The organism is Pseudomonas syringae pv. tomato str. DC3000, from assembly GCF_000007805.1.
GTDB lineage: Bacteria > Pseudomonadota > Gammaproteobacteria > Pseudomonadales > Pseudomonadaceae > Aquipseudomonas > Aquipseudomonas avellanae.
In genome coordinates this window covers 3,325,303-3,343,788 of record NC_004578.1, presented here as the reverse complement: position 1 = coordinate 3,343,788, position 18,486 = coordinate 3,325,303, and the positions used below count along the sequence as shown (strand labels likewise).

Sequence of the window (18,486 nt, the reverse complement as noted above, 5' to 3'; positions counted from 1 at the left end):
ATCAGCCCCAACCCGTTTTGGATTTGCCGCTGGAATAAAGCGCCAACAGCACCAGAAAGGAAAACACCAGCATCGCGCCGGCCAGCCAGTGCGCTTGCAGGTACTCCATGGACTCGACGTGATCGAAGATCTGCACCGACACCACGCGGGTCTTTTCAGGAATGTTGCCGCCGATCATCAGCACCACGCCGAACTCGCCGACCGTGTGAGCAAAGCCCAGAATTGCCCCGGTGATAAAGCCGGGCTTTGCCAGCGGCAGAATCACATGAAAGAACGTATCCCAAGGCCCTGCCCGCAAGGTGGCGGCGACTTCCAGCGGGCGACTACCGATGGCTGCAAAGGCATTCTGCAACGGCTGCACCACGAACGGCATAGAGTACAGCACCGAGCCAATGACCAGCCCGGTAAAGCTGAACGTCAGCGTGCCCAGCCCCAGGCTTTGGGTCAGTTGCCCCACCGCGCCGTTAGGCCCGAGCAGTAGCAGCAGATAAAAACCGATGACGGTCGGTGGCAGCACCAGGGGCAGGGCGACGACCGCGCCAATCGGCCCCTTGAGCCACGAATCGGTGCGCGCCAGCCACAGCGCGATGGGCGTGCCGATGATCAGCAGGATGACGGTGGTCAGCGACGCCAGCTTCAGCGTCAGCCAGATCGCCGCAATATCGGCACTCCCCAGCGGCATTTACAGCTGGTACCCGAAAGACTTGATGATCGCTGCGGCCTTTGGGCCTTTAAGGTATTCGACCAGCGCCTTGGCAGCGACGTTATCCTTGCCTTTGGTGAGGATCACGGCGTCCTGCTTGATCGGGTCATGCAACGAGTCGGGTACGATCCACGCCGAGCCGCTGGTCAGCTTGCCGTCCTTGTAAATCTGCGACAGGGCGACAAAGCCCAGTTGCGCATTGCCGGTGGAAACAAATTGATAAGCCTGGGTGATGCTCTGGCCTTCGACGATCTTTGCCTTGGTCGTGTCAGTCAGGCCCAGCTTGCTCAGCACCTGGGTCGCCGCCAAGCCGTAAGGTGCAGCTTTTGGGTTGGCGATCGACAGGTGCTGATACTGATTGGCCTTGAGCACCTCGCCCTTGCTGTCGACGTAACCTTCTTTGGCCGACCACAGCGCCAGTGTGCCGATGGCGTAGGTGAAGCGCGAGCCCTTCACGGTGTCGCCTTCCTGCTCAAGCTTCGCCGGGGTGGTGTCGTCGGCCGACAGGAACACCTCGAACGGCGCGCCATTCTTGATCTGGGTGTAGAACTGGCCGGTAGCACCAAACGCTGCGACCAGCTTGTGCCCGGTGTCTTTCTCGAAATCGGTGGCAATCGCCTGGATCGGCGCGGTGAAGTTGGCCGCAACCGCGACCTGCACCTCATCAGCGCTGGCGTAGGCGGCGCCGGACATGGCCAGCGCCAGTGTAGAAAACTTGAGGGCGGCGCGCAGCGTGATCGTTCGCATGAAACAGCTCCTGAGTGATGAAGACGCACGCCGTCGGAATAAAGGCGTTTCGCTATATATTTAAATATATAGCGATAGCCAGCTTTTCTGAAAGCGTTGTTTCACAGTGGCGAAAGAATTTTCAGCGCATTTTCAGCCAGTTGCCGCGTCAGCCCAGTGGCATCCAGTTGATGCTTGATGCCGACCGCCTGGCCTGCCCACAGACTTGTGAAGTCGCTGCTGTGTTGTTTTTCCGCGATAGCGCGCAATGGCATCAGTGCGCCGCCTGCCAGTGGAAAGGCCGGGGCGAGGGCGCTGATCGGGCCTGCTTCACGCATGATCCGGTTAACGATGCCGCGCGCCGGACGACCGGTGAACAGGTTGGTCAGCGCCGTCTGGCTGTCTGTGGCATCGAGCAAGGCCTGACGATGCAGTGCGCTGACGCTGGCTTGCGGGCAGAACAGATAGGCCGTGCCGACCTGAACCGCCGAGGCGCCCAGCACAAACGCGGCTGCAACCCCGCGCCCATCAGCGATGCCGCCCGCCGCAATGACCGGGATCTTCACGGCATCGGCGATCTGCGGCACCAGCGCAAAGGTGCCGACCTGGGTGTGCAGTTGATCACTGAGAAACAGCCCCCGATGGCCGCCCGCTTCATAGCCCATCGCAATCACCGCATCGCAACCCTGCTGCTCCAGCCAGACGGCTTCTTCAACCGTGGTTGCGGAAGAGATGATTTTCGCGCCGGTGGCCCTGACACGTTCCAGTAATGCTTGCTCTGGCAGGCCGAAGTGAAAACTCACCACCTCAGGCTTCAGGCGCTCGACCAGTGCGCAGGTGGCGCTGTCGAAAGGTGCTCGGTTGGAGACCGGCGTCGGCGCATCGAAGTCAGCCCCCAGCTCTTCGTAATAAGGCTTGAGCGCCTGCTTCCAGCGTTCAGCGCGATCAGCATTGTATTCTGGGGGTGTGTGGCAGAAAAAATTCAGATTGAGCGGGGCGCTTCCGGCGTGCTGTCGAAAAACCGTGACTTGCTCGTTGATTTGATCGAGCGTCAGCAGGGCGCAGGGCAGTGACGCCAGGCCTCCTGCTTTTGCTACAGCGATGGCCATCGGCGAACTGCTGGCGCCAGCCATGGGCGCCTGCAGAACAGGCAGTTCGATGTCGAACAGTTCAAGAATACGAGTATCAGGCCATTGGCTCATGTGTTCTCCGTTTCCCAGGTAATCAGGTAGTGGTCATTGAGCGTGAGACGCCCGTGAATGGCAACCGGCATTGCCGACAAAAGGTCAGGCTCGCGTAGCTTGGTTGACATAAGAAACGATCGGTCTAATATCCCCGCATGACTCAATTACCCATTAAAGCCAGACGCCCCGGCCGGCCACCGAAAGTGGACCGCGACAACCTCGAAACCCGCGAGGTACTGCTACGTCGCGGTCTGGAGGTGCTGACCGAGCAAAGCTTTTCGGCCACCGGGCTGGATTACATTCTCAAGGAAGTCGGCATTCCCAAAGGGTCGTTCTATCGTAAGCGATCCACCAACCACACCTACCATCAGATGCGGCTTCCGTTTATCTTGGCATTTCCGGTGAGCAGTTCCACGGCAGCAACGCCTCATAGTCGGCCACCGACTGCGCAAGTGGCAACCTCTCCAGTACGTGGCGCAGCCACGTATAGGGCTCCTGGCCGTTGACCTTGGCGGTCTCGACCAAGCTATAGATCTGTGCACTGGCGGTGGCGCCTTTAGGCGTGTCGCTGAACAGCCAGGCTTTGCGCCCAATAACAAACGGCTTTATTGCGCGCTCTGCCGGGTTGTTGTCGATCGGTAAAAAGCCGGCTTCCACGTAACGCTTCAGCCGACTCCAGTTATTCGCCAGATAACCAACTGCCTTGCCCAGCACGCTTTGCGGCGTCACGTGGGACTGAGTTTTATCCAGCCAGCTTTTCAACTGAGCCAAGATTGGCAGGCTTTTCTCCTGCCGACCGGTAAAGCGCTGTTCGTCGCTGCCGTCTTTCAATTCGCGCTCGATACCGTACAGCTTATTGATCATCGTCAGCGCGATATCGGCACGCCCGGTCTTGCCCTTAGGTTGCACTTTTTGTGCTTCGACAAATTTGCGCCGCGCATGGGCCATACACGCCAAGCGCTCCACGCCCGGTTGTAACGCCAGCGCGTTATAGCCCGCGTAATCATCAGTCATCACATAGCCGCGATAACTTTCCAGCAGCCGTAACGGTACGTCCTGCGCGCGGCTGGAAGTGTAGTCGAACAATACGACTTTATGATCTGGAGGCCCGCTGGCCTGTACCCACATCCAGGATTGGCTGGTCGGGTCTCGATCTGGTTCTTTCAGTACCTGAACGCGGGTTTCGTCACAGTGGATGACCGGGCTTTCCAGCAATCGATCACGCATCAGATTTAACAGCGGCTGCAAATGTTCGCCGCACTGGATAATCCAGCGGGCCAACGTTTGACGCGGGATTTCTATGCCATGTCGGCTTAGCACCGTTTCAAAACGATGCAGCGGCAAGCCGTCGACATACTTGGTGGTCAGCAGCATGGCCAACACGCTGGGGCTGGCCATGCTCTTTTCAATCAACTGCGCAGGCTTGCCGGCTGTGACCGGTGCCGACTCACAGCCACGACAGCCGTAGACTTTGCGGATGTGTTTGATCACCCGAATCTGCATCGGCACGATATCCAGTTGCTCGCTGGTTTCCTCGCTGACGACATGCTTGCGGCAACCGCAGGCACAGGTCAGTTCGTGTTCGGGCAGCTCGTGGATGACTTCAATGCGCGGCAGATCAGCCGACAGTGGCTTGCGCTTGCCACGGCGTGGCGCAGGAGCAACTACTTCCTCATCAGCATCGCCGACCGGGAGCATAGGCTCGCTTTCAGGTTCATTGAACAAGGCAAGTTGAGGGGTATTAGGCTCGACGGTTTGTTCGGACTTTCGACCAAAAATACGGTCACGCAGCAGCTTGATCTGCTCTTTGAGATCAACGATGTGAGTGGCGTAGGCGTCTTTAACTTCCTGTTCGCGCGAGCGTGCTTCGTAGCTCTCAAGCAGCATCTGTTTGAGCAATACGGGATCGTCAGGAAGGTTGTCGGGCAATGGTCGCATGCCCTGGATTATACCCGTCAGGCAACAAACCTTGGAGTCAAAATCTTATGAGGACGGTTGCGCCACAGATCAAATCCATCCAGCAGCCAATTCAATTCCTGAACCGTCAGCACAATGGCTTCGTCGACATCATCTGGCGAGATTTTGAAACGCTCGGACTCGAGACGCTTGAGCCAAAGGCAGAAGCCGTTACGCTCCCAATACAAAATCTTCACTCGATTCCGGGATTTGTTGAGAAAGACAAAGAGCACCGGATCAAAGACCGCCACTTTAATATCCAACTCGACCAAAGCAGCTAAGCCATCGATGGATTTTCTGAAATCCACGGGTTTGGGATAGAGGTAGACTTTCTCGACTTTGGCGTCGGGTCGCATCATGGTGCTGGCTCCTGAAAGAAAACGGGAGCACAGCATCAGGCGTCAGCCAGTGGCTTGAAATGTGGGGTTCGTGGATCGGATACGTTCTATCACTACTTCCCCAGCAAAGAGGCCTTTGGCCGGGCAGTGCTGGAAGAATATTCGCGTTATTTCGCCCAACGCCTGGACCGCTGGCTGCTGGACGAAGCGCTGTCGCCACTGGAACGGCTGGTCGGTTTCGTTCAGAGCGCCAAGCACGGCATGGCCCGACACGACTATCGGCGCGGGTGCATGGTCGGCAATCTGGGTCAGGAAGTCGGCCTGTTGCCGGAAGGGTTTCGCGGCACGCTGGAACAGATTTTCCTCGATTGGCAGTCGAAACTGGCCGCTTGCCTGAGCGCTGCACAAGCCTGTGGCGAATTGTCCAGGCGCGCTGACTGCAACGAATTGGCGGCTTTTTTCTGGATCGGCTGGGAAGGAGCGGTGCTTCGCGCGCGGCTGGTCAAAAGTGACAATCCATTGAACACCTTTATTGCCGGCTATCTTCGTGGCTTGCCGCAATGATTTCTCAGGCCCGCTTCTTCTCAGGGGCATTTAAAGACGATCAGTCTAAATTGGAGGCGCACATGTTCAAGGGCATTTTGATCGACAAGAATGAAGCCGGTTACAACGTCAAGCTGACCGATATCGACGAAGCGCAATTGCCGCCAGGTGACGTGACGGTAAACGTGTCGCACAGCACGCTCAACTATAAGGACGCGCTGGCGATCACCGGTCAAAGCCCGATTGTTCGCAGCTTTCCAATGGTGCCGGGCATTGACCTAGCGGGTACGGTCCAAGCCAGCGATACGCCTGAATTCAAGGCGGGCGACACGGTGCTGCTCAATGGCTGGGGCGTGGGCGAAGGCCATTGGGGCGGCCTGGCGCAAAAAGCTCGTTTGAAAAGCGAATGGCTGATCCCCTTGCCGCAAGCCTTTACGCCTGCGCAGGCAATGGCCATAGGCACGGCAGGCTATACGGCCATGCTCAGCGTGATTGCTCTGGAAAAACACGGCGTGACGCCGGAACACGGCGACGTGCTGGTGACCGGCGCCAATGGCGGCGTCGGCAGCTTTGCCATTGCAATTCTCTCCAGGCTGGGTTACCAGGTGATCGCCTCAACCGGGCGCGTGGCGCAAAGCGAGTACCTGCACACGCTTGGCGCGGCGCAGATTATCGATCGTCAAACCTTGTCGCAACCGGGGCGGCCGTTGGCCAGGGAGCAATGGGCGGCGGCGATTGACTCGGTGGGCAGCCACACCCTGGCCAATGTGTGCGCCGGGATTCGTTATCGCGGCGTGGTGGCGGCCTGTGGCCTGGCGCAGGGCATGGAGTTTCCGGGCTCGGTGGCGCCCTTCATTTTGCGTGGCGTCACGCTGGCCGGCATCGACAGCGTGACACGCCCTCGTGCTGACCGGCTTGAAGCCTGGTCCAGGCTTGCGAATGATCTGGACCTGTCGCTGCTGCCGCTGATCAGCCGGGAGGTCGGCCTGAGTGAGGTGATCGACATCGCCCCGCAACTGATCGCAGGTCAGGTTCGCGGTCGGGTGGTGGTGGACACCGCACGCTGAGTCAGCTTGTCACTATTGTTACCGTTCAGGCTCGCTCGCAGGCTTCAAGCGCCTGCTGCACCTGAGCGCTGCCAATTCCGGTGTCGCATAAGTGCAACGGCGTGTGACCACCCAGTGCCGTATTGCGGGTGATCAGCCATTTGCCAGCGCGCTCGGGTGTTTCAAACACGCGCATGGCGTGACTGGCAATCATCGCGACGCGATCCAGACGCTCCGAGGCCACCAGACTCAACGGCTGCTGCTGACGCTGGCGGCGTTCCAGCGTTGACATCGACGCGTTAAACAACGCTTCCATTTGCTGCGGGCAAAGGCTGAGCGCGTCGCGTACGGCGCGTATCCAGCCGGGCGCAAAACCAGCCCGGATGTTCGCCAGTCTCTCGGCTTCGCTGCGCTGGCTGACCTGATGGGCCAACAGCCAGAAACCGGCAGCCGCTTTACGACGTGCAATGGATTGGGTCGCCAGGGTCAAGGTACGTGCTCACTGTCGGTGTGGGAAAGACGCCCAACGCTATCTCAGGCTGGGCTTCGTTCAAGCGGCAAGGTGTTACCGAGGATTGCCCGTTGCGCTGAGCGCGTGCCGAGTGGAGAGTGCCGGGCCAAAGCCCCCGTGCTAAAGTCAGCCGCCTGACACGAATCACGAACAAAGAGCGCAGGGGCTATTCTCCACGCACTTGCACCCGAAAAGGCGTCGCTGCACATGCCGCAAGACCCGCACACCGACCAGACTGCACGCGTCATCAGCCAGCCTTCGTTGCCGGACGTCAACAAGCCGTTGCGGCTATACCTCGACCGTCTTGCCCCTTCAAGCCGCCTGACCATGACCTACGTGCTACAGGATGCGGCTGACCGGCTGGGCATGGCTGACGTGGATATTCATGACATCCCCTGGCACACATTGCAGCCCGGCCATGTCACTGCGCTGGTGGCCACGCTGCGCGAAGATGATTACGCACCCAACACCACTTCGTTGTACGTGAATGCCATTCGCGGCGTGATGAACGAAGCCTGGCGGCACGACCTGATCAGCCACGATCAATTGTTGAAGATCCGCTCGATCAAACCGGTCAGCGGCACGCGACTGGCCAAGGGCCGCAACATCCGCCGCACGCTGATTCGTGAACTGATGGAAGCCTGTGCAGCAGACCCCAGGCCGCAAGGGCGGCGTGATGCCGCAATCATCGCCATCCTGTACGGGTCGGGAATGCGCAAATCCGAGTCGGTCAATCTGGACCTGGCCCAGATTGATTTTGCCGAACGCAGCCTGCGGGTCATGGGCAAGGGCAACAAGCAGTTGATCAAATACGCACCCGAATGGGCGTTCAAGGCGTTGAACGACTGGCTGGAACTGCGCCGTTCGTGCCTCCAGCCGGGGCAGGGCGATGACCTGTTTCTGTTCAACCGTATTCGACGCGGCAGCCACATCACCCGCGACAGAATTACCAAACACGCCATTTACTTCATCGCCAAGCAGCGCGGGCGGCAGGTTGGCGTGGACATCATGCCGCACGATTTCCGCCGTTCGTTTATCACCCGGGTAATCGAAGAGTTCGATTTGTCGATTGCCCAGAAACTGGCCCATCACACGCATATCTCGACCACCGCCAGCTACGACATGCGCAGTGAGAACGAGCGCCGTAATGTGGTGGACGGCTTCGATCTTTAAAGGGTTATGAAAACGCAAAAAAAAGCCACCGCACGCAATGTGAGATGGCTTAAAGATCTAACCAAAGGAGTGATGAAGCAGAGCAGTCATTCACTGACCTCGTGACGCGGATTCGCGAGGCCGGGAGATATGTTCGATTCATCGCCGACGAAGGTAACACCGCAGCCCTCGATTCAATTATCAGCGTTATCGATACCAGTCATTGGCAAAAAAGATAGGTCGGCGAACCGCCTGGCGCCACAGCCATCCAGAAATTCGATGACTCACCCCCGAGCTATCCGGCAATCGGATAGCCAACATCCGGCAACAATTTCATGCTTTACCGCACTTGAAACGTACGGGACTGATCATGGAAAAGTTCGATATACACCGTAAAACCCCATTTGACGCCCTTGTACATGAGTACGGGCTCGACGGCAGCCGTCTGCTGCCGTGGGAAGGTTATCCGATGCCGTTCGCCGGTGGCTGGTGCGTGGTCCGCCCCGGCACAAGCAGCACGGCGCACACCCAGATCGACCAAGAGATTTTCATTGCCATCAAGGGCAATGCGCGGCTGGTGGTGGGTGACAGACAGATGGATTTTGCGGTGGGCGACATTGCCGCCATTCCGAAACACACCGATCACTACGTCATCAATGATTCCACCGAGGACTTCCACTTCTACGTGGTGTGGTGGGACATGAACCACGTCAACGCCTTCGTCGCGCAGCACAGCGAAACCACGGGGTGCCTCGATGAGTAAGTTCATCGTGACCATCACGCCGCCGACCCCCAACGGTGACCTGCACATCGGCCATATTGCCGGCCCGTTTCTGGCCGCCGATGTGTTCACCCGTGTGCAGCGCCAACGCGGTCACGACTGCGTGCTGGTCTCCTATTCCGACGATTACCAGTCCTACATGTTGCGCAAGGGGCTGGAGCAGGGCGTCGATCCGGTGGTGCTGGCCCATCGCAACTCGGATCGCATCGAAGCCTCGCTGGCGGCGATCAATATCAAGCCCGACAACTGGATGCGTCCGCACAATAACCCTTGGTTCGCCGAAGCGGTGGGCGAAGTGTTCACGGCGTTGCGCGACGCCGGGGCGATCGAGTTTCGCGACTCCAGCGAGCCTTATTGCCCTGATTGTGCTGTCTGGGGTTACGAGGCGTTTGCCCGTGGCCAGTGCAACTATTGTGGCGCGGAGTCGGATGCCAGCCAGTGCGAGAACTGCGCCCAGGCCCCCGACGCAGAACTAATGAGCGGCTTGCACTGCAAGCTCTGCCAGCAGCCGTCGCAGTGGAAAACCGCGCATCGGGCGTTTCTCAAACTGGCTGATTTCAAGCCGCAACTGGGTAATCGCCTGCTCGGTCAGGCGTGGCGCAAGCCCCTCGACAGCTGGTTGCGCGACACGCTGGAGCACCTGCACGACTGGGGCGTGACGCGCCCGGGTGACGGCGGGCTCGACTTGCAAGCCGACGGCGCGTGTCGGGTGCATACCTGGTTCATGGGGCTGGCCGGCTACATGGCTGCGTTTCGTGAGTACGCCGACAGCATCGGCCGCCCCGAGCTGTTTGGTCAGTACTGGCAGTCGGGGCAGGGCACGCTGGTGCACTTTCTCGGTTTTGACTGCGTGTTCAGCCACGCCATCGTCTACCCGGCGCAATTGTCGGTGCTGCAGGGCATCAAGGTCCGCCAGCGCTTCGTGCCCAATCAGTTCCTCAAACTTGATGGCCTGAATCTGTCGACCAGCCGCAACCATGCGATTTGGGTTGGCGATCTGGCCCGTCAGGCCTGCGCCGACAGCGCGCGCCTGTACCTGGCGAGCATTGCGCCTGAGGACAGCGAGGGCGATTTTCGAATGACGCATTTCTTTGAATGGCGGGAAGAGCTGTTCAATGGCTTTTTCCCCGCCTTGCTGGAGGCCGCAAAAAGTCGCGACGACAGTGGATGGAGCGGTGTCTGCGGGACGGATGCCGGTTTGCTGGAAGCCTTGCGCCTGCAATGGACCCGCGCCGCAGAGCCTGCGCAGTTCTCCATGAAAGGCTTGGCTCGTGTTCTGCTGGATGCGATTGCCATCACCCGCGCTCGTTTGGCCGAGGGCCGCCCTGTCAGTCACCTGGCGGCGTTCATCGCGGTGGCCGGCAAAGCGCTGATTCCGGATAGGTCAGCGCAGCTCATCACCGCATTCGGGCTGCCCGAAGCCCGGGTCAACGCCACGCTCATGAACGGCTCGGCCGCTGAATACTCCATCTGAACGGATGCACCACAATGTTCATCGATTATGAGATAGCGGTGGTTGGCGCAGGGATCACCGGCGCCAGTATCGCGGCGAAGCTGTGCAGCGCAGGTGTGTCTGTCGTCTTGATCGACAAAGGCGCGGCCGGCAGCCTGGGGGCGAGCGGGTACTCCGGCGGGCTGGTGCGTCTTTACGACACCGATCCGCTGCTGATGGAACTGGCGGCGTATTCCATCGGGTTGATCAACGACGGCATTTTCGCGGGCACGTATGCCCGCGCTTTAACGCGCACCGGGGTGATCTATCGGGCCGCTGCCGACCAGTTGGGCACGGTGTGCCGCGCCATCGAACAGTACGGCAACGCGCGTTACCCGATGCGTCTGCTGGCAGGCCATGAACTCGACGGCGAGCGCTATCGGCAGTGTGCGGCAGCCGAGCGGATCAACCTGTTCGAGGCCCACGCCTGCGTCGGCAACGTGCGCCAGGCCGTTGCTGCGCTGTGTCAGGTGGTCCGCCGGCAAGGCTTGCTGTTGGAACATCGTGAGATCAAGGCCATCGAGTGCCGGGCGCCTGACCTTGTCCACATCGAAATGGGCGATGCGACGCTGCGTTGCCGGGCAGTGGTGGTGGCCGCAGGTGGCTGGAGTCAGCATCTGTTGCCGCTACCGTTGCGGCACTCTTTGTTGCAGGCAGGGCTGGAAGCGCGTTCGATTCCTCTCGCTCGGGTAGTGACTGAAAGCGACTGGGGCCTGCCGGTGATCGATGCCGTCACCCAGAGCTACGCCATCCCGCTGACCCGCACGATCGTGCAGACCGGCTGTGGCCTGCGCGACAGCGGTCTGTGGCTTGAGGAGTTGGCCAGGCCTGATGCGCGGCATGCCGAGGATGCCTGCACGCGTATCAATCAACTGTGCGGCTTGGCAGGCAATGCTCGTGTACTGGACGTGCTGCCGGGTTTCGACAGCTACAGCGCCGATGGTCGCCCGCTGTTGGGTTTCTGCGCCGAGCAGAGTCCGGTTTATCTGGCCGCAGGCATGTCGGGGCTGGGTTTCAAGTTTGCTCCCGGCATCGCTCAGATTGCGGTCGAGCAACTGCGCGCGCACCTGGCGCAAACAGATCGGTCATGCCCGGGCTGGTCTGCCTTTTCGCCGCGCCGATCAATGCCGAACGTCGTTCTGGCGGGGGGGCAGCCATGATGCCGGGCGCGTCGTGTATGCCTGCGTTGCGGGTAGGCGTCAGCGCGCTGTTCAATCCCGCTGACACACCGCATGCACGGACGTTCATGCGGGCGCTGGCAGTGGCGCGCAATTGCATTCCGGCCCTTGCGCGGGTGCAGTGGCACTTTCTCGATGACGGAGCCAATGCGGCTCGCGGCGCTGAGGCGGCGCAACAAATGATCGACTGGCAAGCCGATGTGGTTGTTGGCCATTTTTCTTCGGACGCCGCGATCAGTGCCGCGCCGCTGTATCAGCAGGCCGGTATCGCACTGCTGACGCCTGCGGCAACGATTGACCGGCTGACGCTGGAGCACCCCAACGTGTTTCGGTTCTGCCCCTCGGACCGGCAACTGGCGGGCGATCTGGTCAGTTGGCTGGCGTCTCGTCAGTGGCCGCGCGTACACGTGCAGGCCGATAACAGCGCACATGGGCAGTCGCTGGCTGTTGCCATCGGCGCAGTACTGGCCCGCGCCGGTCTGCAGCGGGTCAACGAACGCGAGTGCGCCGACGTGGAGGTGTTTGCCGGGCGTCTCAAGACCAGTCGCGAGCATTGGCAGGCGCGTCGGCTGGCGGGCAGCACTCGACCGCTGGTGCTGACGGACGACGCAGCGTCGCCGTATCTGGGCGTCGCTTCGAAACATGAGCGCACTACCTTCGTTATCGGTTTCGGCGGACCCGACAGCACGGCACAGATGTGTCAGGCCAGCGCGCTGCACCGGGCGCTGTTCGCTGCCGAGCCACACATCTATTTCCGCGAAAGCCTGCTGATGCTTTACGTGCTGGCCGAACTGGGCAATGGCAACGGGTACGCCGAGCCACTGCCGGACCAATTGCGTCGCACCATTTTCAACACGCCACTGGGTGTCGTCAGCTTCGATCAGGGCGAATGCCGAAGCGCGTTGACGCGCCTCTGGAACCTCGGCCCTGCCGGGTTATGTCCCGCGATCTGATGACCGCACACACCAAGAACAGTGCTTTACGCCAACTCTAAGGACAGGAACTTCATGGGTAACTCGACACCACATTCTTTGCATTCTGACGCCATATGTATCGGTTTCGGCCCGGCCGGCATTGCGCTGGCCTGCGCCTTTGAAGATGCACGGGAGGCCAGTCAGCCTCTGGGCGATCTTTCAATCGGTTATCTGGAAGCTGCGCCGGACACCCAATGGCATCGCGAGCTGCTGCTGGCCGGGACCGACATCAATCATCATGTGTTTCGCGACCTGGTGACGCCGCGCAACCCGCGCAGCCGCTTCTCTTTCGCCATGTACCTCAAGGATCAGGGGCGGATGTTTGATTTCGGCTTGCTGGGCCGTCCGGCCAGTCGCCACGAATGGTCGGATTACCTGGGCTGGGTCTCCCGGCAAGTCGATGGTCACACCCGCTTCGATACGCCGGTCACCGAGATCGATCCGGTGATCCGCAATGGCCGACTGCAGGAAGTACGCGTGCGCACGCCGCAAGGCAGCTTCGCTACGCGCAATCTGGTGCTGTCCAGTGGCAGCGCGCCACGCATCCCGCAAGCGTTTGAGGCGCTGCTCGGCCCGACGCTGTTTCACACGTCCCGGTTTCTGACCCGTCTGCAAGCCTTTGGCAAGCAACTGCCCAAGCGCTGGCTGGTGCTGGGCTCGGGGCAGAGCGCCAGCGAATCGGTGCTGGAACTGGTCAGCCGCGACCCGGCCATCGAGGTGCACTCAGTGCACCGTTGCGCCGGTTTCAAACTCACCCAACTGGGCCAGTTTCCCAACCGGGTATTTGCCCCCGATCACGTCGATTACTTCCACAGCCTGAACCCCGCAGCGCGCCAGCGTTTTCTCGACTGGAGCCGCTCGACCAATTACGCCGGCATTGACCCGGATGAAAGGCAGAAGCTGTTTTCACTGATCTACGAGGACTCCATCGCCGGTCGCACGCGCTTGCACACCTATGCCTACAGCGTGATCAGCGCCATCGAACACACTGCCGACGGTTACCGCGTCGAGCTCACCGACACCTTCAGCCAACGCACTCGGGTGCTGGAAGTCGATGCCGTGGTGCTTGGCACCGGCTACCAGCAGTACCTGATCCCGCCGCTGCTGAGCGGGTTGCAGCCCTGGCTGGCAGCCGACGTGGATGGCGGGCTGCTGATCGACCGCGATTACCGGGTTGCAACTCAAGGCGCGTGCGACGTGAATATCTGGGTCAACGGTCTTTCCGAGCGCAGCCACGGTATCAGCGACAGCCAGTCGTTTTCGCTGATGGCGCTGCGTGCCGGGCGGATTGCCAGTGCTCTTGAGCGGGCTGTTGAGCCTGCGACCGACGCACCGTTGCTGGCACAGTGGACGTGAACCTTATGCACAAAGCTCTTGGGTATCAAAGCCTTGGCGACATTGTTCACGACCAGACCTTCCTCGAGGTCACGGGTGTGGGTCCCGATTTTTTCCTGAAAATGGAGTCACTCAACCCCGCGGGCTCGATCAAGCTCAAGACCGCCGTCGGCCTGGTCAATGACGTGCAGGCCCGGGGCCTGCTTGGGCCACAGACGACGCTGATCGAGTCTTCATCCGGCAACCTGGGTGTGGCGCTGGCGATGATCTGCGCCGAGCGCGGGATTCCCTTTACCTGCGTGGTCGATCCGAACAGTTCCAGCCACAACATCCGCATGATGCGCAGTTATGGCGCGCAGGTCATCCAGGTCGAGATTCCGGATGCCAACGGCGGGTTTCTCGGCACACGCATCGCGCTGATTCGCGAGAAAGTGGCCAGCGATCCGCGTTACGTCTGGCTCAATCAATACGAGAACGCGGCCAACCCGAGAGCCCATGCGCGGACCACGGCGCACTCGATCAGTCGGCATTTCGGCCATGTCGATTATCTCTTCGTAGGGGCCGGAACCACTGGCACGCTGATGGGCTGCCTGCAGCATTTTCAGCGACACCATCCGACCACCAAAATCATCGCCGTCGACAGCGTGGGCTCGGTGACCTTTGGCACCCCGGCCAGCCGTCGTTTCATACCGGGTCTGGGCACCAGTCAGCGGCCGCCGATCTTCAATGGCGATGGTATTCACGCACTGGAAATGGTCCCGGAAGCAAACGCTGTTGCCATGTGCCGCATTCTGGCGCGCAGCAAAGGCATGCTGGTCGGCGGCTCGACGGCAACGGTGATCGCAGCTGTGCACGCCTGGCGCGAGCGGATAGAGCCGGGCTCGGTGGTGGTTGCGCTGTCGCCTGACTGGGGCGAGCGCTACCTAGACACGCTGTACGACGACCAATGGGTCGAGCAGCGCTTCGGCCGTGAAGTGCTGAGCATGACCCTGACAGACCTCTCGAACAGTAAAAATACACCTCTTTGTGGGCGCGAGATTGCTCGCGAAAGCGGTGGTTCATTGGTGACGCCTTCGCGAGCAAGCTCGCGCCCACAGGGTGTGTGTTCAACTTGTGAGGTGGCGGCCGGGCGCCTAGCGCAGGCGGCTTTTCATGTGGTTGACGGGGAAGTGACGGCGCGGCTGCTGGCGGCTGATCCGCTGGCTTGTATCGACGACGTGCAGGCCGCGTATCTGGCCCATGAGGCCGGGCGCACGGTCAACCCCGACAGCTATTTTCTGCGCTTTCCCGAGGTGCCGGCCAATCGCATCATTGCCTTGCCCGCCAGCCTGTCGGGTGATCAGCCTGTCAGCGGCATCAAGTGGATCTCCAGCTTTCCGGGCAATGTCGACACCGGCCTGCAACGTGCATCGGCGGTGCTGATCCTCAATGACCCTGTGACCGGCTATGCGTTTGCCTGCCTGGAAGCCTCGCGGATCAGCGCCATGCGCACCGCAGCCTCGGCGGTACTTGGTGCACGCTGGATGAATCGTCAGCAGCGCTACGTCAGGCGAATGGCGTTTATCGGTGCCGGTTTCATCGCCAGAACCATTCTCGACATGTTTGTCAGCGATGGCTGGGCGATGGACTCGGTAAGCGTCTTCGATCAGCACGAGGATTCAGCGCTGGCCTTGATCAGCCACGCTGCCGGTCGGCATCGGTTGAACGGCGAGCAAACGGACCTGCACGCCTGCCTGCAGGCCGATGTGGTGGTATTCGCCACCACCGCGCCGCGCCCTTACGTTCTGGAACCGGTGTTTCGCCCAGGGCAAGTGGTGCTGAATATCTCACTGCGTGATCTGGGGCCGGAGGTTATCGCTCAGGCCGACAACATCCTTGATGACGTCGAGCATTGCCTCAAGGCTCAGACGTCGCCTGACCTTGCGGTGCGCCACTATCAGCACCGTTCGTTCATTACCGGCACGCTGGCGCAACTGATGACCGGCCAGGTGGAATTGAGCCCGGATCGCGCATCGATCTTCTCGCCATTCGGCCTTGGCGTGCTCGACCTTGCCGTGGGCCAGCGTGTGTATCGCCAGGCGCTTGCAGAGGGCAGCGCGCTGCCGGTGCCGCGATTCTTCTTTGAGTCGAACCGCTGGTGATGGCCGTGCAGACGCAAACCGTCGCCATTATCGGCATGGGCTCACGCGGGCTGAGCATTCTGGAGCAACTGATTGGCATGAGTCGGCATGCCGATCAGCAACCGTTGCAGATCGAGGTATTTGACCCACAGCCTCCAGGCAGCGGGCTGCATTCTGCGCAGCAGCCGGATTACCTGATGCTCAATACAATGGCCGGCCAATTATCCGCGTTTTCTTCGGCGTTCCCGGCGTGCGAGCCGGCGGGCTGGACCTTTTTGCAGTGGTGCGGGGCTCAGGATGTGCGCCTTGACGAGCGCGGTCATGTCAGCACAAACGGGCTGGGCAGGCCGGTAGCGTTCGGTGACTTCGTGCCGCGTGCCTTGCTCGGGCGCTATTTGCAGCACAGTTACCGATTCCTGCTGCAGCAGTGTCCGGCGCATGTGCAGGTGCGCCATTACGCCGAAAGGGTAATCAAGTGCCGTTCAAGGTCTGATGCGCCGGGTTTCAGGCTGCGCAGTCTGACTCGGGAGATGAACGTCGATGCGCTATTCCTTACCGTCGGGCACGCTTCTTCAGCCACCGAGCTGCAGGACGTCGGAGCAACAGTGGCCATCGAAGGGCTGGGGCTGACGGCGATGGACACGCTGGCCAGCCTGACTCAAGGGCGCGGCGGGCGCTATGTGCGCGACGCAGGCTTTGCCGGCTGGCGTTATCTGCCGTCAGGGCGCGAGCCCAGGGTGTTTATGTATTCGCGCAGCGGGCTGCCGTTTCATGCCAGACCGCACTGGTACCCAACCCGCCATGCAGCATTGCCCCGGCTGTTTTTTACCGCCGTCGCCATTGGAGACCTGCGCAAGCAAAACGGCGGCGGGCAGCTCGACTTTCAGGCCGATGTGCTGCCGCTGATCAAGGATGAAATGCGCGCAGTGTTTTACCAGACGAAGGTCAGGCTCGATGCGCCGCGGCAACTTGAGGCCGTCCAGCGGACGCTGCGCGAGGCTGTTGCCAGGCCCGCGCTGTTTGCCCGGCTGGCAGAGCAGTGGGGCGAATTCGACCCCGAACAATGGCTGACTACCCAGCGCTGGACAGGCGAAGCGGGCACGTATGGCCAATGGTTCGTCGAGTGGATCAAGCGTGACTTGGCGCTGAGTCGGCTGGGCACGGCACACAGCCCGATCCGCCAGGCGCTTGAGGTGTGGCGCGACTGTCGCGATCTGTTGCGGCTGGTCGCGGACCGCAACGGCCTGACTGAATCGTCGACGTTGGCGTTCTATGACACATGGGCCGGGCTGGGAAACCGTCTGGTTGGCGGCCCGCAAAAGGAGCGTCACGAAGACCTGCTGGCGCTGATCGACGCCGGGGTGGTGACGGTTCTGGCGCCTATGAGCGACGCGCAGCAGGCAGATAGCCGCTTCGACAGCGTCATGGCTGCACGCGTCGCCCCCAGTGGGCTGTCGGGCAATCGCAGTGCGCTGCTCGACGATTTGCGCGAGCAAGGCCTGATTCGCGCCGCGCACGCCTGGCCGGCCGACGGCATCGACACCGATGAGTCTGGCCGCGCCATCGGCAGCGACGGTTGGGTGCAGCAACGGCTCTGGGTTCTAGGGCCTGCCGTGAGGGCTGCACCTTCTACAACCATTACGTCCCAACGCCGGACCCGAGCTGCCGAGCCCTGATCGAGGCGCGCAGGGCGGTCGAATCCTGCCTGGAAACGCTGGCTGATCACACGTCAAGTTGCATCACTTTTCAGTTGAAGAAAATGCTTTAACCCCATCATTAAAAAGGAATTACTGATATGTACGAAATCACTTTGCTGATTGCACTGGCGGGCGCGTTCATCGTGCTGATCATCAGCCCCGGCCCCAACTTTCTGGTCATCACCCAGTTATCGTTCAGCCAGTCGCGGCAGCAGGGCATCTGCGCCGGTCTGGGCGTTGCCTCGGGCAGCATTCTCTGGGCGCTGCTGGCAGCCACCGGATTAGGCCTGGTGTTTGAGCAATTGCCTTGGTTGCAACCGGCCTTGCAACTGCTTGGCGGTGCTTATCTGACCTGGCTAGGCACCAAAAGCCTGCGCAGCGCGGGCAGCCAGCCCAAACCCCGGGACGTCGGCGCGTTGGGCATCGGCAGTCTGAGCCGCGCCTATCGCTTCGGCTTGCTGACCAACCTGACCAATCCCAAGGCGTTGGCGTTTTACACCAGCGTGTTCACTACCGTCACCACGCCGGGCATGCCGATGTGGGTGCGCACTGCGGGGGTGTCGATTATCGCCGTGCTGGCGATCTCCTGGTTCGTGCTGCTGGCCACGCTGTTTTCGATCCCTGCCGTGCAAGCCCGCTATCAGCGAATGAAAAAGGCCATCGATATTGTCACCGGGCTTTTCATGATCGCGTTCGGCCTGCGTTTGCTGATCGGTTTGTTGCCCACGGGCGTTTTTCACTGAAGCCCCC

General features: G+C 60.7%; 16 protein-coding genes and 2 pseudogenes. 12 read left to right on the top strand and 6 right to left on the bottom strand.

Annotation, left to right across the window (positions count from 1 at the left end; translation table 11 throughout):
• Nucleotide 1: 1 nt before the first annotated feature.
• The 3 genes from modB to PSPTO_RS15355 all read right to left on the bottom strand — a co-directional run bounded on the left by modB (nucleotide 2) and on the right by PSPTO_RS15355 (nucleotide 2,631).
• On the bottom strand, nucleotides 2-682 hold the full coding sequence (gene modB, locus PSPTO_RS15365) for a molybdate ABC transporter permease subunit (RefSeq protein WP_005739341.1): 681 nt from the start codon (nucleotides 680-682) through the stop codon (nucleotides 2-4).
• Nucleotides 683-1,450 carry a molybdate ABC transporter substrate-binding protein gene (gene modA / locus PSPTO_RS15360; RefSeq protein ID WP_046463409.1) on the bottom strand — a complete coding sequence of 256 codons (768 nt, stop codon included), beginning with the start codon at nucleotides 1,448-1,450 and terminating at the stop codon, nucleotides 683-685.
• Between the two features lie 101 nt (nucleotides 1,451-1,551).
• On the bottom strand, nucleotides 1,552-2,631 hold the full coding sequence (locus PSPTO_RS15355) for an NAD(P)H-dependent flavin oxidoreductase (RefSeq protein WP_011104306.1): 1,080 nt from the start codon (nucleotides 2,629-2,631) through the stop codon (nucleotides 1,552-1,554).
• 137 nt (nucleotides 2,632-2,768) lie between these two features.
• Between PSPTO_RS15355 and PSPTO_RS15350 the strand changes: the two are divergent.
• A pseudogene (locus PSPTO_RS15350) lies at nucleotides 2,769-2,951 on the top strand (TetR/AcrR family transcriptional regulator); the annotation flags it as partial.
• A gap of 46 nt (nucleotides 2,952-2,997) precedes the next feature.
• On the opposite strand, the gene PSPTO_RS15345 reads toward PSPTO_RS15350, so the two are convergent.
• Together PSPTO_RS15345 and tnpB are read right to left on the bottom strand one after the other, a co-directional pair.
• On the bottom strand, nucleotides 2,998-4,551 hold the full coding sequence (locus PSPTO_RS15345) for an IS66-like element ISPsy5 family transposase (RefSeq protein ID WP_003409202.1): 1,554 nt from the start codon (nucleotides 4,549-4,551) through the stop codon (nucleotides 2,998-3,000).
• 17 nt (nucleotides 4,552-4,568) lie between these two features.
• Nucleotides 4,569-4,928: an IS66 family insertion sequence element accessory protein TnpB gene (gene tnpB, locus PSPTO_RS15340; RefSeq protein ID WP_003409203.1), complete on the bottom strand. Its 360-nt coding sequence runs from the start codon at nucleotides 4,926-4,928 to the stop codon at nucleotides 4,569-4,571.
• Between the two features lie 54 nt (nucleotides 4,929-4,982).
• On the opposite strand from tnpB, the gene PSPTO_RS15335 reads away from it, so the two are divergent.
• Together PSPTO_RS15335 and PSPTO_RS15330 are read left to right on the top strand one after the other, a co-directional pair.
• A complete protein-coding gene (locus PSPTO_RS15335; protein WP_011104305.1) occupies nucleotides 4,983-5,471 on the top strand; it encodes a TetR family transcriptional regulator C-terminal domain-containing protein in 489 nt (162 codons plus the stop codon).
• A gap of 62 nt (nucleotides 5,472-5,533) precedes the next feature.
• Entirely contained in the window at nucleotides 5,534-6,517 is a 984-nt protein-coding gene (locus PSPTO_RS15330; protein WP_011104304.1) for an MDR family oxidoreductase, read from the top strand.
• Between the two features lie 25 nt (nucleotides 6,518-6,542).
• Here the strand turns inward: PSPTO_RS15330 and PSPTO_RS15325 are convergent, their stop codons facing one another.
• Nucleotides 6,543-6,986 (bottom strand): antitoxin Xre/MbcA/ParS toxin-binding domain-containing protein, encoded by a 444-nt coding sequence (locus tag PSPTO_RS15325; RefSeq protein WP_011104303.1) that lies wholly within the window; start codon nucleotides 6,984-6,986, stop codon nucleotides 6,543-6,545.
• A gap of 228 nt (nucleotides 6,987-7,214) precedes the next feature.
• Between PSPTO_RS15325 and xerC the strand changes: the two genes are divergently transcribed.
• The 9 genes and pseudogenes from xerC to PSPTO_RS15280 all read left to right on the top strand — a co-directional run bounded on the left by xerC (nucleotide 7,215) and on the right by PSPTO_RS15280 (nucleotide 18,479).
• Complete coding sequence (gene xerC, locus PSPTO_RS15320; RefSeq protein ID WP_003376717.1) at nucleotides 7,215-8,180, top strand: site-specific integrase; 966 nt, start codon at nucleotides 7,215-7,217, stop codon at nucleotides 8,178-8,180.
• Nucleotides 8,181-8,529: 349 nt separating this feature from the next.
• A complete protein-coding gene (locus PSPTO_RS15315; RefSeq protein WP_005764558.1) occupies nucleotides 8,530-8,922 on the top strand; it encodes a cupin domain-containing protein in 393 nt (130 codons plus the stop codon).
• Nucleotides 8,915-10,414: a methionine--tRNA ligase gene (locus PSPTO_RS15310; protein WP_046463516.1), complete on the top strand. Its 1,500-nt coding sequence runs from the start codon at nucleotides 8,915-8,917 to the stop codon at nucleotides 10,412-10,414. Before PSPTO_RS15315 ends, PSPTO_RS15310 begins: the two co-directional genes overlap by 8 nt.
• 14 nt (nucleotides 10,415-10,428) lie before the next feature.
• On the top strand, nucleotides 10,429-11,592 hold the full coding sequence (locus PSPTO_RS15305) for an NAD(P)/FAD-dependent oxidoreductase (protein ID WP_046463517.1): 1,164 nt from the start codon (nucleotides 10,429-10,431) through the stop codon (nucleotides 11,590-11,592).
• 17 nt (nucleotides 11,593-11,609) lie between these two features.
• Complete coding sequence (locus PSPTO_RS15300; protein ID WP_011104300.1) at nucleotides 11,610-12,563, top strand: ABC transporter substrate-binding protein; 954 nt, start codon at nucleotides 11,610-11,612, stop codon at nucleotides 12,561-12,563.
• A 54-nt stretch (nucleotides 12,564-12,617) separates the two neighbouring features.
• Nucleotides 12,618-13,940 carry a lysine N(6)-hydroxylase/L-ornithine N(5)-oxygenase family protein gene (locus PSPTO_RS15295; protein WP_011104299.1) on the top strand — a complete coding sequence of 441 codons (1,323 nt, stop codon included), beginning with the start codon at nucleotides 12,618-12,620 and terminating at the stop codon, nucleotides 13,938-13,940.
• Between the two features lie 5 nt (nucleotides 13,941-13,945).
• Nucleotides 13,946-16,060 carry a 2,3-diaminopropionate biosynthesis protein SbnA gene (sbnA, locus tag PSPTO_RS15290; RefSeq protein WP_161797781.1) on the top strand — a complete coding sequence of 705 codons (2,115 nt, stop codon included), beginning with the start codon at nucleotides 13,946-13,948 and terminating at the stop codon, nucleotides 16,058-16,060.
• Nucleotides 16,060-17,807 (top strand): annotated as a pseudogene (locus tag PSPTO_RS15285) (FAD/NAD(P)-binding protein). The gene sbnA and the pseudogene PSPTO_RS15285 overlap by 1 nt, the downstream one beginning before the upstream one ends.
• Nucleotides 17,808-17,834: 27 nt before the next feature.
• Entirely contained in the window at nucleotides 17,835-18,479 is a 645-nt protein-coding gene (locus tag PSPTO_RS15280) for a LysE family transporter (protein WP_005764543.1), read from the top strand.
• Nucleotides 18,480-18,486 lie beyond the last annotated feature (7 nt).

Bases quoted from the DNA above. Each gene is read 5' to 3' on its own strand.
- tnpB (WP_003409203.1), bottom strand. From the start codon at position 4,928: ATGATGCGACCCGACGCCAAAGTCGAGAAAGTCTACCTCTATCCCAAA.
- modB (WP_005739341.1), bottom strand. From the start codon at position 682: ATGCCGCTGGGGAGTGCCGATATTGCGGCGATCTGGCTGACGCTGAAG.
- PSPTO_RS15300 (WP_011104300.1), top strand. From the start codon at position 11,610: ATGCCTGCGTTGCGGGTAGGCGTCAGCGCGCTGTTCAATCCCGCTGAC.
- PSPTO_RS15345 (WP_003409202.1), bottom strand. From the start codon at position 4,551: ATGCGACCATTGCCCGACAACCTTCCTGACGATCCCGTATTGCTCAAA.
- PSPTO_RS15280 (WP_005764543.1), top strand. From the start codon at position 17,835: ATGTACGAAATCACTTTGCTGATTGCACTGGCGGGCGCGTTCATCGTG.
- PSPTO_RS15305 (WP_046463517.1), top strand. From the start codon at position 10,429: ATGTTCATCGATTATGAGATAGCGGTGGTTGGCGCAGGGATCACCGGC.
- PSPTO_RS15310 (WP_046463516.1), top strand. From the start codon at position 8,915: ATGAGTAAGTTCATCGTGACCATCACGCCGCCGACCCCCAACGGTGAC.
- modA (WP_046463409.1), bottom strand. From the start codon at position 1,450: ATGCGAACGATCACGCTGCGCGCCGCCCTCAAGTTTTCTACACTGGCG.
- PSPTO_RS15295 (WP_011104299.1), top strand. From the start codon at position 12,618: ATGGGTAACTCGACACCACATTCTTTGCATTCTGACGCCATATGTATC.
- xerC (WP_003376717.1), top strand. From the start codon at position 7,215: ATGCCGCAAGACCCGCACACCGACCAGACTGCACGCGTCATCAGCCAG.
- PSPTO_RS15330 (WP_011104304.1), top strand. From the start codon at position 5,534: ATGTTCAAGGGCATTTTGATCGACAAGAATGAAGCCGGTTACAACGTC.
- PSPTO_RS15355 (WP_011104306.1), bottom strand. From the start codon at position 2,631: ATGAGCCAATGGCCTGATACTCGTATTCTTGAACTGTTCGACATCGAA.
- sbnA (WP_161797781.1), top strand. From the start codon at position 13,946: ATGCACAAAGCTCTTGGGTATCAAAGCCTTGGCGACATTGTTCACGAC.
- PSPTO_RS15315 (WP_005764558.1), top strand. From the start codon at position 8,530: ATGGAAAAGTTCGATATACACCGTAAAACCCCATTTGACGCCCTTGTA.